Genomic DNA, 12,744 nt, shown 5'->3' on the forward strand with positions numbered 1-12,744 from the left:
CACGCGCCCACGTCGGGGTCGTTAGCCTCGCAGGTGGTGTGTTCGTGGAGTGAGGAGTTCGTCGTGTCGGTGGGTGTGCAGCAGCAGGTGGAGCACGTCGATGTCGTCGTGGTCGGTGCTGGGTTGTCGGGCGTCGGGGCGGCGTGTCGCATCCAGGAGGCGAATCCGGGCGTCGATTACGTCGTTCGCGAGGCGCGGGATGCGCTCGGTGGCACGTGGGATCAGTTCCGGTATCCGGGGGTGCGAACGGATTCGGACATGTACACGATGTCGTATCCGTTCGCGCCGTGGCATCAGGAGAAGGCGATCGCGGCGGGTGAGGACATCCTCGACTACATCCGTTCGACGGCCGACGCGTTCGGTGTGAGTGAGCGGATTCGTCTGCGGCACAAGGTCGTCAGCGCGGATTGGAGCAGTGCTGACGCGGTGTGGCGGCTGCGCGTCGACACACCTGACGGCGAGGTCGAGACGACGGCCGGCTTCATCCACGCGTGCAGCGGTTACTACAGCTACGCCGAGCCGTATGCGGCGGACATCCCCGCTCTCGCGGAGTTCGCGGGCCAGGTCGTGCATCCGCAGTTCTGGCCGCAAGATCTCGACGTGGCGGGCCGGCGCGTCGTCGTCATCGGCTCGGGTGCGACGGCGATGACGCTCGTGCCGGCGCTCGCCGATCTCGGCGCGGAGGTGACGATGCTGCAGCGAACGCCGACGTATGTGCTCGCGCAGCCGTCGCGTGATCCGCTCGCGGCGGCGTTGGCGAAGATCCCGGACGAGCGGCTCAGCCCGCAGCGCAAGCACGCCGTCATGCGGGCGAAGAACGTTGCGGCGCAGTGGGCTTCGTACCAGACGGCGCGGCGCCTGCCGCGGGCGGCGCGTGCGGTGCTGCGTGCGAACGTCCGTCAGGGCGCGGGTGAGGAGCACGTCGACAGCTTCACCGCGCCGTATGCGCCGTGGGATCAGCGGTTGTGCATCGTGCCTGACGGCGACCTGTTCAAGGCGGTCAAGCACGGGCGTGCCAGGGTCGTCACCGACACGATCGCGAGCGTCGAGCCGGGCGGGGTGCGTACGGGTTCGGGTGAGCTGCTCGAGACCGACGTCATCGTGACGGCGACGGGTCTGGCCGTCGAGTTGCTCGGCGGCGCGAGCCTGCGCATCGACGGCGAGCCGGTCGACGTCTCGCAGCGTCTCGTCTACCGCGGCTGCATGCTCGAGGGCGTGCCGAACGCGGCGCTCTGCGTCGGCTACATCAACGCGTCGTGGAGCTTGCGCGGTGACCTGTCGCACCGGTTCGTCGCGCCGATGATCAAGCATCTGCGTGACGGCCGCTACCGCAGCGCGACGCCCGTCCCGCCGTCAGGGCTCGGCCGGCGACCGCTGCTCGAGATGGATTCGGGCTATCTGCGCCGCGCGGCCGACATCATGCCGCGTCGCAGCGACGCCGCGCCGTGGACGATGCGGCAGAACTATCTCGCCGAGGCGCGCGAGATGCGCCGCCCGGACGTGACGACGGACGTCGTCTTCGCCTGAAGCGGAACTGCGAAGACGGATCCCCACGGGCGGTGGAACCTGTTGTTGGACGCGGAGGTTGGCCGGACGGCCGAGTGCGGTGCTGAATGCATCACGAAGTTGGAGCATCGACGCAATGACCGGTAGCACCCGGTGAAGCGAGGACCTGTAGATCGGGGGGCGGACTAGACGGGCCTCGATGGCTCGGGCGCACCGTGCGCCGCGCCCGTTCAGTCCCGGGCGGCGAAGATACGGCGGAACACCACGAAGCGGATGACGGTGGCGATGGCGTTGCCGACGGTCACCGTCACGGTGTCCCACAACGTCGAGGCGTGCGGCCACTGGTGATGCTCGAGGGCGAGGGCTCCGCTCGTCACGGCGAGCGTGACGACGAGGATGGCGAGGCTCTGCAGGTGAGCGTCACGGCCGCGTTCGTGGCCGGCCGCGTCGAACGTGAACCGCTGATTGACCCACGTGTTGAGCACCGTGCAGATGAGCAGCGCCAAGATGTTCGCGATCTGGTGGTTCATTCGCGTGTCGAGAACGGCGAACAACGCCGTGTAGAGCACCGTCGAGGCGATGCCGACCATCGCGAAGCGCATCGCCTGCGCCGCTCCGGGGGAGCGCAGCGCGTCGAGGCGGCTGCTGCCTGGAGCGTTCGCCGTCATCGACTCGTCGCTCGAACCCGATGAGGTCGAAGCAGTAGAGACGGGCGCGGTCGTCGAGCGGTGCGCGGTGTCCGCGCCGGGCGTCGGGTTCACGATCGGTCCTCCTGAGACGATGGCCGCGGATCTTCGAGGGGCAGGGACACCGTGAAGCACGTGCGTCCCGGCCGGCTCTCCACCCGCACGGTACCGTGATGCGCCGCGACGACCGCATCGACGATCGACAACCCCAACCCCGTCGAGCCCTCCGTACGCGTTCGCGCTGCGTCCCCGCGCGTGAACCGCTCGAACAGGTGCGGCATGAACTCGGGCGGGATGCCGGGGCCGTCATCGGTGACGGTGAGCAGCACGTCGTCATCGCGCCGCGCGAGGCCGGCCGTCACCGTCGTGCCCGCCGGGGTGTGACGCCGCGCGTTGGCCAAGAGGTTGATGACGACCTGACGCAGGCGCGCCTCATCGCCGATGACCTCCGGGAAGTCCTCCAGATCCTCCGGCAGGTCGAGATGCCACACGTGCTCGGGCCCAGCCGCGTGCAGATCGCTGACGGTCTCGACGACGACGCGCGTCAGGTCGACCGGTTCGCGTTCGAGCTCGCGCCCTGCGTCGAGTCGGGCGAGCAACAGCAGGTCTTCGACGAGTGTCGTCATGCGTCCCGCTTCCGACTCGATGCGGCCCAGCGCATGCGTGACACCGACGGGAACCGGCTCCTTCTCGCGCCGCGACAACTCCGCGTAGCCACGGATCGATGCGAGTGGCGTGCGTAGCTCATGGCTGGCATCGGCGACGAACTGGCGCACCTGCATCTCGCTCTCGTGACGCGCGTCGAGCGCCGAGTCGACATGGTCGAGCAGGTTGTTGAGCGCCAACCCGACGGTGCCGACCTCGGTGTGATCGTCGGTCAGCGCCACCGGCACGCGCTCGTCGGTGCGCACGTCACCACGCCCCAGCGGCAGTTCAGAGACACGTTCCGCCGTCGCTGCCACCTGCTGCAGCGGCCGCAGGTTACGACGCACGAGCAGGAACGAGGCGCCCCCGATCGTGACGAGACCGAGCAGCCCCATGAGTGCGATGTTGCCGGCGAGCGCGCGGATGTTGTCGTCGATCGGCGCGAGCGGTAGCCCGATGAACGCGATGTCCCCGTCGGGCTTCGGGACACGCACGACGCGGTAGCGGCCGAGGGAGCCGTCGAAATCCATCGTCTTCGGCGTCGTGCCCAGGTCTGCCGTCGCGAGACTGCGAATCTGCGCTTGCGACAACGTCAACTGTGTGCCCGTCGCGGACGAGACGTAGTTCTGGTCGACCACGAGCGAATCAGGCGTCGACGACGCGTCGAGCGTCAGCCGCAGCACACTGCCCCCGAGGCCTGGTGCGCGACGGTGCGAGTCCTTGTCCGCCGGCCCGCCCAGCTCCGTGGTTCCCGCCGGCCCGCCGCCGACGGCGCGCTCGACGTCGATGAGTTGCTGATCGACCTGCTTCATCAGCGAAGTGCGCATCGACAGCACCGTCGCGGCGCCGATGAGCGTCAGCACGACGATGAACAGGGTGACGATGGACGCGAGCAGCTTCGAACGCAGCGTCCACCGGGCCGGGTTGAGGATCATGACGGGTCGCTGTCTCCCAGCTGCTCGAGGGCGGGTGGTCGTCTCCGCGTGGGGATGGGGACGGGCTCCAGGCCTTCATCCTCGCCCGTGATCGCGTCGTGCTCGACGCGTTCTCGGGCAACGATCGCTGACGACGGATGCCCGCCGCCGCGATCAGCCGGCCGGTTTGAGCACGTAACCGGCGCCGCGCATCGTGTGGATCATCGGTTCGCGGCCCGCGTCGATCTTCTTGCGCAGGTAGCTGATGTACAACTCGACGACGTTCGCCTGCCCACCGAAGTCGTAGTGCCACACGCGATCGAGGATCTGCGCCTTGCTCAGCACGCGCTTCGGGTTGCGCATGAGGAAGCGCAGGAGCTCGAACTCCGTTGCCGTCAGGTTGATCTCGGTGCCGGCGCGCATCACCTCGTGGCTGTCCTCGTCGAGCGTCAGGTCGCCGACGGTGAGCAGCGACGTCTCCTCCTCGGCGAGCTGCACCGAGCGACGCAGCAGTGCGCGCACGCGTGCCACGACCTCCTCGAGGCTGAACGGCTTCGTGACGTAGTCGTCGCCGCCCGCCGTCAGACCGGCGACACGATCCTCGACGGCGTCGCGTGCCGTCAGGAACAAGACCGGCAGCGCCGGGTCCTCGTCGCGCATGCGCCGCAGCACCTCGAGGCCGTCGAAGTCGGGCAGCATCATGTCGAGCACGACGGCGTCCGGCTTGAACTCCTTGGCCGTCTTGACGGCCGAGTTGCCCGTGGCCGCCGTCTTGATGTCCCACCCCTCGTAGCGCAGCGCCATCGAAAGCAGTTCGGTGAGGTTCGACTCGTCGTCGACGACGAGGACGCGGACGTTCGAGCCGTCAGGACGCTACAGGGCAGGAACAGCGGTGCTCATGACTCCGAGTCTGCGCCACCTGACTGTGTCCTTTCAATGCCGTTTCTGTGACGTTTCTGTGTGAGCGGCGAGCGGTGTCGTCCCACATGGCGCCGATGCACACCGAGTGGGAGCGGGACGGGGAGGTCGACGTCGCATTCGGATGCGGTGGTGTTGCTCGCGGCGCTGCGCGCTCGTTCGTCGCCGAGACGGCCGCCGGGCCGATCGCGATGGCTCCGCCGGCCGATCTCCTCGGCGAGGTCGTCGATCGGGTGCCGCTCGTCGACGCCGTGGTACTCGCCGACGCGGTGCTCGCGCGTCATGAGCTGATGGCGAAGGACATGCTGAGCGAGTGGTCGACGAACCCACGCCTGCGCCAGGTTGCCCGTCTCGCCGACGGGCGCGCCGAATCGCCGATGGAGGCGCGCCTGCGTCCGTTGTTCGTGCTGGCGGGCTTGCCGACGCCGGTGCTGCAGCACCCGGTACGCATCGAGGGAGTGAACCGGCGCTTCGACCTCGCACATCCGCAGTGGCACCTCGCACGCGCACCGTGTGGGGAAGACGTGACGCCGCGTCGTCCCACTCGGCGTAGAACTGCACCGAGTGGGGAGAACCCCGACACTCGACGTCCCACTTGCCGCGCATCTGCGACAAGTGGGACGTGTGGTCGGCGCTCCTGCGGACGGACCGTCAGCGGGTGGCGACGACCTTGCGCAGCTGCGGGCGCGGGTCCGGAGCGGACAGGCGGGCGGCGTCGGATGCCTCGTCGGTGTCGAGCTCCTGCGACTTCACCTCGGCAGCGACCCGCTCGGTGTACGACTCGACCTCGGCGTCGCGCTGCTCCTGCGTCCAGCCCAGGATCGGCGCGATGATGTCGGCGACCTCGGCGGCCGCGTCGACGCCGCGGTGCTTCGTCTCGATCGACATGCGCGTGCGGCGCGCGAGGACGTCCTCGAGGTGCATCGCACCTTCGTCCGTGACGGCATACGCGATCTCGCAGCGCAGGTACTCGTCGGCGTTCGTGACGGGCTCGAGCAGCGACTCGTCGTCCTTCGACAGGGCGAGCACGTCGTACAGCTTCGAGCCGTAACGGTTGAGCAGGTGCTCGATGCGCCACTCGGGCAGGCCCGACTCGGCGGCGATCTCGTGCTTGAGGTTGAGCATCGCGGCGTAACCGTCGGCGCCGACGAGCGGCGTCACCTCCGTCACCGACTCCTTGATCGGGCCGAGGTCCTGGGCCGCGGCGTCGACGGCGTCGGCGGCCATGACGCGGTACGTCGTGTACTTGCCGCCGGCGATCGAGATGAGGCCCGGCTGCGGACGCGCGACGGCGTGCTCGCGCGACAGTGCGGAGGTGTCCTCGCTCTCGCCGGCGAGCAGCGGACGCAGACCGGCGAACACGCCGAGGATGTCGTCACGCGTCAGCGGCGAGGCGAGCACCGTGTTGACGTGCTCGAGGATGTAGTCGATGTCCTTGCTCGTCGCGGCGGGGTGCGCGACGTCGAGCGCCCAGTCGGTGTCGGTCGTGCCGATGAGCCACTGCTGGCCCCACGGGATGACGAACAGCACCGACTTCTCGGTGCGCAGGATCAGGCCGACCTCGCCGGCGATGCGGTCGCGCGGGACGAGGATGTGCACGCCCTTCGACGCGCGCACGCGGAAGCGGCCCTTGCCACCCGTCATCTTCTGGATGTCGTCGGTCCACACGCCCGTGCAGTTGATGACGACCTTGGCGCGCACGTCAGCCGTCTCGCCGGTCTCGACGTCGCGGATCTTCGCGCCGACGACACGGTCGGCCTCGGTGATGAGCGAGACGACCTCGGTCGAGTTGCGCACGATCGCGCCGTACTGCGCGGCGGTGCGGGCGACCGTCATCGTGTGACGTGCGTCGTCGGCCTGGCAGTCGTAGTAGCGGATCGAGCCGACCATCGCGTCGTTCTTGAGGCCGGGGAACATCTTCATCGTGCCGCTCTTCGTCAGGTGCTTCTGACGCGGGACGGAGCGGGCGCCGCCCATCTGGTCGTACATCGCGATACCGGTCGCGACGTACGGACGCTCCCACGCGCGGTGCGACAGCGGGTACAGGAACGCGACGGGGTGGACGAGGTGCGGCGCGATGCGCGTCATCATGAGCTCGCGCTCCTTGAGCGCCTCGGCGACGAGCGCGAAGTTGAGCTGCTCGAGGTAGCGCAGGCCACCGTGGAATAGCTTCGAGCTGCGGGACGACGTGCCGCTCGCGAAGTCGCGGGCCTCGACGAGACCCGTGCGCAGACCGCGCGTGACGGCGTCGAGCGCAGTGCCGGCGCCGGTGACGCCACCACCGATGACGAGGACGTCGAGCTCACGCTCGGTGAGTTCGCGCCAGGACTCGGCGCGCGAGCTGGGGCCCAACTGTGCGCTGTACGGGTGCATGGTCATCGAAAACCTCCACTGCCGGGTCGAAGGCGCGTCGGAGATCGCCGAGCCGCGCCGATTCTCTGGTCTTCCTTCAGCTTAGACCCGCCTGTTCGTCCCCGATACCGCCTGCGGGGGTGTCATTCCTCACCGGACGGCGGCGCAGCTCGCCGGGCCGCGTGGGCCACGCCCTGCCACGTGGGCCTCTCCCGGCAGCGTGGGCCTCTCCCGGCAGCGTGGGCCGCGACGAACTGCGCGAGTCCGATCGACCTGGTGGGTGGTCGACGAGATCGGTTGAGGTGCCGCTGGCCCCGTGCGAGCATGGGCGCAGAAGTAGACACGATCTCGAGGAGCTGTCTCATGGAGCACGCCATCACGTGGGTCCTGTGGGCCGTCACCGCCGTCGTTCCCTTCCTGGGCCTGGCCTGGTGCCTCACGTCGCCGCCGGCCGAGGTGCGTCGCACGCCTGAGATCGCTGAGACCTCGCCCGAGCGCTGACGTCGTCCCCGGCTGTCCCGAGGCGTGGGAACCGCCCCGGCTGCTTGATCCCTTGCGCGTGCCAGGGCCACGATGACGGGTGTGACGCGGAACATGTCCCCGTCCGACCTGCCGGGGTGCGCCTGACGTAGGCTTCATCGGTAGCATGAGTGGTGGTCGTCACATGCCACCGTCGAACGTCGAGAAAGGCACCCATGAGCCTCGGTCAGGTCTTCGTCAGCGAACTTCTCGGGACGGCGATTCTCATCGTCCTGGGTGTCGGAGTGGTGGCCAACGTGCTGCTGCCCCGCAACGGAGGCTTCGGGGGAGGGCCTCTGATGATCAACATCGGGTGGGGCTTCGCCGTCTTCGCCGGTGTCTTCGCCTCGTACAAGTCGGGCGCGCACCTCAACCCGGCCGTCACTCTGGGCATCCTCGCCTCGGGGGCCGATGAGTACGCGAAGGGCGTCGACATCAGCGTCGCGTCGACCTTCGTGTATCTCGCGGCGCAGTTCATCGGCGGCTTCATCGGTGCCGTCGTCGTCTGGGCCGCCTACAAGAAGCAGTTCGACGATCACGAGGACGCCCCGACGAACGTCTTCTCGACGGCTCCCGCCGTGCGCGCGCCGTTCTGGAACGTCGTCACCGAGGTCGTCGGCACGTTCATCCTCGTCTTCACGATCCTCGCGTTCACGAAGACCCCGAGCCAGGCCGGCCCGCTCAACGTCGCGTTCCTCGTCGTCGCGATCGGCGTCAGCCTGGGTGGCCCGACGGGTTATGCCATCAACCCCGCCCGTGACCTCGCTCCGCGTCTCGCGCACTTCGTCCTGCCGATCCCGCGCAAGGACGACTCCAACTGGGGTTACGCCTGGGTGCCGGTCGTCGGCCCCGTCATCGGTGGTGTGCTCGCCGGTCTCGCCGCCCACGCCTACATCGGCTGACGCAGAAGCGCACACTGGACACCAGCAGCATCGAACACGGATCGCACGAGGAGTGAACATGGCTGACAAGGCAGAGAAGAAGTACGTCGCCGCCATCGACCAGGGCACGACGAGCACGCGCTGCATGATCTTCGACCATGACGGCGAGGTCGTCGCCGTCGCGCAGATGGAGCACCAGCAGGTCTTCCCGAAGGCGGGCTGGGTCGAGCACGACGCCCTCGAGATCTGGACGAACACGCGCAAGGTCTGTGCCGAGGCCCTCGCAAAGGGTGACCTCGACTCCGACGACATCGCCGCCGTCGGCATCACCAACCAGCGTGAGACGACGCTCGTGTGGGACAAGAACACCGGCAAGCCGGTCTACAACGCGATCGTCTGGCAGGACACGCGCACCGACGCGATCTGCAAGGAACTCGCCGGTGACGCAGGCAGCGAGAAGTACAAGGACGTGTGCGGTCTGCCGCTCGCGACGTACTTCGCCGGCCCGAAGGCCAAGTGGATCCTCGACAACGTCGACGGCGCCCGCGAGAAGGCCGAGAAGGGCGACCTGCTGTTCGGAACGATGGACACGTGGGTCATCTGGAACATGACGGGCGGGCCGAAGGGCGGCGTCCACGTCACCGACGTCACCAACGCCTCACGCACGATGCTGATGAACCTCGACACCCTCGAGTGGGACGAGGACATCGCGAAGGACATGGGCATCCCCATGTCGATGCTGCCTGAGATCCGCAGCAGCAGCGAGGTCTACGGCAAGGTGCGTCACCGCGGCATCCTCAAGGACGTGCCGATCTCCGGCGCGCTCGGCGACCAGCAGGCCGCGACGTTCGGCCAGGTCTGCTTCGAGCCCGGCACCGCGAAGAACACGTACGGCACGGGCAACTTCCTCATCCTCAACACGGGTGAGGAGAAGGTGATGAGCAAGAACGGCCTGCTCACGACCGTCTGCTACAAGATCGGCGACGAGAAGCCCGTCTATGCACTCGAGGGTTCGATCGCCGTCACCGGCTCGCTCGTGCAGTGGCTGCGTGACAACCTCAAGCTCATCAAGGACGCCAAGGAAGTCGAGAAGTACGCGAAGGAGGTCGACGACAACGGCGACGTCTACGTCGTCCCCGCCTTCTCCGGCCTGTTCGCGCCGCACTGGCGTAGCGACGCGCGCGGCGCCATCGTCGGCCTCACCCGCTTCGCGAACCGCGGCCACATCTGCCGCGCCGCCCTCGAGGCCGTCGCGTTCCAGAGCCAAGAGGTCGTCAAGGCAATGAACGCCGACTCCGGCGTCGACCTCACCGAGCTCAAGGTCGACGGCGGCATGGTCGTCAACGAGACACTCATGCAGTTCCAGAGCGACCTGCTCGACGTCGACGTCATCCGCCCGAAGATCAACGAGACAACCGCGCTCGGCGCCGCGTACGCCGCGGGGCTCGCCGTCGGGTTCTGGAAGGACCTCGACGACTTGCGCCGTCAGTGGGCCGAGAGCAAGCGTTGGGAGCCGTCGATGGACGACGCAGAGCGTCAGCGTCTGCTCAAGCGCTGGGGTCAGGCCGTCGAGCGCACGCTCGACTGGGCTGAGTGATCGCCCACCCCTGACCGACGACCGCACCCCCTGCCTCGGTGCAGGGGGGGCGGTCGTCGGTCGTCGCGGTGCGGTGAAACGTCCCCGGTGGGCGGCGTTGCTCGGTAAGGTTCGAGACATGTTCGTCGTCAGCGTGTGCAGCCTCAAGGGCGGGGTGGGCAAGACGTCCATCGTGCTCGGCCTCGCCGCCGCAGCGCGGGCGAGGGGGCTGACGACGCTCGTCGTCGACCTCGATCCGCAGGGGGATGCGACGTACGCGTTGGGCGTCGACGCTCCCGGGGCCGTCAGTGCTGACGTGCTGGAGCGGCCGAAGCGCAAGGTGCTCGAGCGCGCCATCGTGCCGGCCGGCTGGCCGCGCGGCAACGCCGATCTGCACGTGCTGCCGAGTTCGGACGCGACGGCGAACCTCGACAGGCCCGACGCCGACGGCGAGCAGTTGCACACGCTGCGCACCGCGCTCGGCAAGCTCGACTACGACCTCGTTCTCATCGACGCGCCGCCGTCCCTGAGCGGCCTGACGCGCAGTGCGCTCGTCGCGAGCGACCGCGCCGTCGTCGTGACGGAGGCGGGTGCGTTCGCCGTCAACGCCGTGACGCGACTGTTCGCGGCGATCGACGAGATCCGCCGCACCGAGGCCGGCGGGTTGCAACCGCTCGGCATCGTCCTCAATCGGTACAAGCCGTCGATGGCGGAGCAGCGCGCGCAGCGGGCCGCGCTCGAGCGCGCGTTCGGCCCGCTCGTGCTCTCGCCGACGCTGCCCGATCGCGCGGTCGTCCCGAAGGCTCAGGGAGCACGTGCACCCCTCGACGCGATGTCCGGTGGCGCCGCGGCGCTCCAGGGCTTCGAGCTTCTCCTCGGACGCATCGAGCGAGCGTCGCGGCTGACGCGTCGCAGTGATCGGCGGGCGTCCGCGTCAGCATGACGCGTTTCTCATCGCCGACCCGCGCAACCCACATGGGTCTCATGCGTCTATACGGTCATGAACGGGGTGGACGGACGGCGCGTGGGGTGCGTGCCGAACGACAAGAGGATCGGCGCAGCTGCGCCACGATCCACCGCCATGACACCCTGTAGAGTCGGAACCTATGCATCGCTGAGCCCGGCGGGTTGCGCCCGCGCCCCGCGCCGAAGGGCGAGTCCACGCGCCCAACACGTGACGGGAGGAGACGCCATGACGTCGATCGTCGTGCCCATCCCCCTGCCGCCGTGGGCGATGACGGCCGGGGACGCGACCTCCCGTCGCGCGCGTCGCGACGGCGACGCTGCGTCGTCCCGCCGCGATTCCGCGGCCGGCATGCCGGATGACGGCCACGGCGAACCCGAGGGTCTCGACCTCGACGAGCTCTACACGAGCACCTACCACGACATGGTTCGGCTGGCGCGGCAGTTCGTCGACGACGTCGAGTCGGCGCAGGACGTCGTCCACGACGCGTTCCTGGGCCTCTACCGCAACCGTCACAACCTCGAATCGCCGGCGAACGCGCGCGCCTACCTGCGCACGGCCGTGATGAATCAGGCGCGCTCGGCGCTACGCCGTCGACGCACCGCGCGCGAACACATGGCCGTCGCCGAGCCCGAGACGGCACCCGGCTCCGACGAACCCGTCCTCCTCGCCGACGAGCACGCCGAGGTGCTGCGTCACCTCGACGCGTTGCCGGCGCGGATGAAAGAGGTGCTCGTCCTGCGTTACTGGGAGGGGCTCAGCGAGGCAGAGATCGCGAAGACCCTCGGCATCAGCACAGGAACCGTGAAATCGCAGGCTTCCCGCGCGATGAAGAAACTGACGGTATCCATGCGAGGCAACGATGGGTGAGTTGCGACCTGACGACTTCACCGCCTTCGAAGCGACGCTTCGAGAGGCGCTGTCGGCGCGGGCCCACACCGTCAGCCCCGCGACGCTCAACGTCGCGAAGATGGAAGCGCTGCGCGAAGCCCTGACGATGCCGCATGGGGCGGGAGGCTCCGGTTCTACGGGCTCGTCTGGTTCGTCCGGCGGCTCGGGTGGGTCCGGCGGTATCGGCGCGGGTGGCAGCGTGAGCACCTGGGCCGCAGGTGGACTCGTCCTCACCGCCGCAGCGTCGTCAGCGTTCGGCCTCGTCTACATGGGCAAGGATTCGGCGCGGTACGAGACGCGCACCGCTGCGTCCCAGACGAGCGCTGCCGGCTCGCAGGGCGCGCCGCCCACCTCCGGCGCGCCGTCCGCGACGCAGCCGACGGGCGCGGCGTCGTCCGAGGCGACGAATTCGTCTTCGGCGTCGGTGGCGTCGTCGACGGCAGGTACGTCCGATGTGTCGACGGCTCAGCTGGCGGCGAGCGATGCCGGCGCCAGCCGTTCACGAGCTAACGGCGCGACGTCGCTGCCGCCTGTGCCCGCGCGCTCGGTGGCGGCCGCGCCGAGCGCTGACGCCGTCCCGACGGTGCAGCCGACGAGCGCGCCGTCGACGCCCACCGGGCCGGGCACCGTCGTGGCCGACCCTCCGGCGACGAGCCATTCGACCACGAGTGACGTCCCCACCGCATCGTCGACGGCTGCCCCGACGACGAGCACCGTGCCGCCCGTGACGCCGACGTCACCGGTCCAGCCAACTTCGTCACGTCTCACGGCACCGACGACGAGCATGGTCGTTCCGCCGACGACAGCGGAACCGACATCACCGCAGCCGACGAGCTCGGATCCGACGTCGCCGACGACGAGCATCATCAACCCGCCGACGACGACGGAACCG

The 12,744-nt window shown here is 68.9% G+C and carries 10 protein-coding genes and 2 pseudogenes; 7 read left to right on the plus strand and 5 right to left on the minus strand.

Going from position 1 to position 12,744, the window contains the following annotated elements; all coding sequences use genetic code 11:
* The first annotated feature begins 36 nt into the window (after positions 1–36).
* A complete protein-coding gene (locus HMPREF0321_RS11870; protein WP_254653995.1) occupies positions 37–1,527 on the plus strand; it encodes an NAD(P)/FAD-dependent oxidoreductase in 1,491 nt (496 codons plus the stop codon).
* 209 nt (positions 1,528–1,736) lie between these two features.
* Here the strand turns inward: HMPREF0321_RS11870 and HMPREF0321_RS11875 are convergent, their stop codons facing one another.
* The 5 genes and pseudogenes from HMPREF0321_RS11875 to HMPREF0321_RS11895 all read right to left on the minus strand — a co-directional run bounded on the left by HMPREF0321_RS11875 (position 1,737) and on the right by HMPREF0321_RS11895 (position 7,048).
* A complete protein-coding gene (locus HMPREF0321_RS11875; RefSeq protein ID WP_006946741.1) occupies positions 1,737–2,267 on the minus strand; it encodes a GtrA family protein in 531 nt (176 codons plus the stop codon).
* Complete coding sequence (locus tag HMPREF0321_RS11880) at positions 2,264–3,772, minus strand: cell wall metabolism sensor histidine kinase WalK (RefSeq protein WP_006946668.1); 1,509 nt, start codon at positions 3,770–3,772, stop codon at positions 2,264–2,266. The genes HMPREF0321_RS11875 and HMPREF0321_RS11880 overlap by 4 nt, the downstream gene beginning before the upstream one ends.
* Before the next feature lie 153 nt (positions 3,773–3,925).
* Positions 3,926–4,624, minus strand: a pseudogene (locus HMPREF0321_RS11885) (response regulator transcription factor); the annotation flags it as partial.
* A 23-nt stretch (positions 4,625–4,647) separates the two neighbouring features.
* A complete protein-coding gene (locus HMPREF0321_RS16815) occupies positions 4,648–4,953 on the minus strand; it encodes a hypothetical protein (protein ID WP_217490550.1) in 306 nt (101 codons plus the stop codon).
* Between the two features lie 367 nt (positions 4,954–5,320).
* A complete protein-coding gene (locus HMPREF0321_RS11895; RefSeq protein WP_006946713.1) occupies positions 5,321–7,048 on the minus strand; it encodes a glycerol-3-phosphate dehydrogenase/oxidase in 1,728 nt (575 codons plus the stop codon).
* Between the two features lie 336 nt (positions 7,049–7,384).
* Between HMPREF0321_RS11895 and HMPREF0321_RS16560 the strand changes: the two genes are divergently transcribed.
* The 6 genes and pseudogenes from HMPREF0321_RS16560 to HMPREF0321_RS16565 all read left to right on the plus strand — a co-directional run.
* Positions 7,385–7,522 (plus strand): hypothetical protein, encoded by a 138-nt coding sequence (locus HMPREF0321_RS16560; RefSeq protein WP_006946717.1) that lies wholly within the window; start codon positions 7,385–7,387, stop codon positions 7,520–7,522.
* Between the two features lie 194 nt (positions 7,523–7,716).
* The gene (locus HMPREF0321_RS11900; RefSeq protein WP_006946749.1) at positions 7,717–8,442 is read left to right on the plus strand and encodes an MIP/aquaporin family protein; all 726 of its coding nucleotides are present in this window, start codon (positions 7,717–7,719) and stop codon (positions 8,440–8,442) included.
* A gap of 58 nt (positions 8,443–8,500) precedes the next feature.
* Positions 8,501–10,018, plus strand: coding sequence for a glycerol kinase GlpK (gene glpK / locus HMPREF0321_RS11905; RefSeq protein ID WP_006946725.1), 1,518 nt, complete (start codon positions 8,501–8,503; stop codon positions 10,016–10,018).
* Between the two features lie 118 nt (positions 10,019–10,136).
* Positions 10,137–10,940, plus strand: a complete 804-nt coding sequence (locus HMPREF0321_RS11910; RefSeq protein WP_006946687.1) for a ParA family protein — start codon at positions 10,137–10,139, stop codon at positions 10,938–10,940.
* 249 nt (positions 10,941–11,189) lie between these two features.
* On the plus strand, positions 11,190–11,831 hold the full coding sequence (locus HMPREF0321_RS11915; protein WP_006946678.1) for an RNA polymerase sigma factor: 642 nt from the start codon (positions 11,190–11,192) through the stop codon (positions 11,829–11,831).
* Positions 11,824–12,744 (plus strand): annotated as a pseudogene (locus tag HMPREF0321_RS16565) (hypothetical protein); the annotation flags it as partial. The gene HMPREF0321_RS11915 and the pseudogene HMPREF0321_RS16565, both read left to right, overlap by 8 nt.

Source organism: Dermacoccus sp. Ellin185 (assembly GCF_000152185.1).
Lineage (GTDB): Bacteria > Actinomycetota > Actinomycetes > Actinomycetales > Dermatophilaceae > Dermacoccus > Dermacoccus nishinomiyaensis.

Excerpts from the sequence above, each read along its gene's own strand:
- HMPREF0321_RS16560 (WP_006946717.1), top strand. The coding sequence starts at position 7,385 with ATGGAGCACGCCATCACGTGGGTCCTGTGGGCCGTCACCGCCGTCGTT.
- HMPREF0321_RS11900 (WP_006946749.1), top strand. The coding sequence starts at position 7,717 with ATGAGCCTCGGTCAGGTCTTCGTCAGCGAACTTCTCGGGACGGCGATT.
- HMPREF0321_RS11895 (WP_006946713.1), bottom strand. The coding sequence starts at position 7,048 with ATGACCATGCACCCGTACAGCGCACAGTTGGGCCCCAGCTCGCGCGCC.
- HMPREF0321_RS11915 (WP_006946678.1), top strand. The coding sequence starts at position 11,190 with ATGACGTCGATCGTCGTGCCCATCCCCCTGCCGCCGTGGGCGATGACG.
- HMPREF0321_RS16815 (WP_217490550.1), bottom strand. The coding sequence starts at position 4,953 with ATGACGCGCGAGCACCGCGTCGGCGAGTACCACGGCGTCGACGAGCGG.
- HMPREF0321_RS11880 (WP_006946668.1), bottom strand. The coding sequence starts at position 3,772 with ATGATCCTCAACCCGGCCCGGTGGACGCTGCGTTCGAAGCTGCTCGCG.
- glpK (WP_006946725.1), top strand. The coding sequence starts at position 8,501 with ATGGCTGACAAGGCAGAGAAGAAGTACGTCGCCGCCATCGACCAGGGC.
- HMPREF0321_RS11910 (WP_006946687.1), top strand. The coding sequence starts at position 10,137 with ATGTTCGTCGTCAGCGTGTGCAGCCTCAAGGGCGGGGTGGGCAAGACG.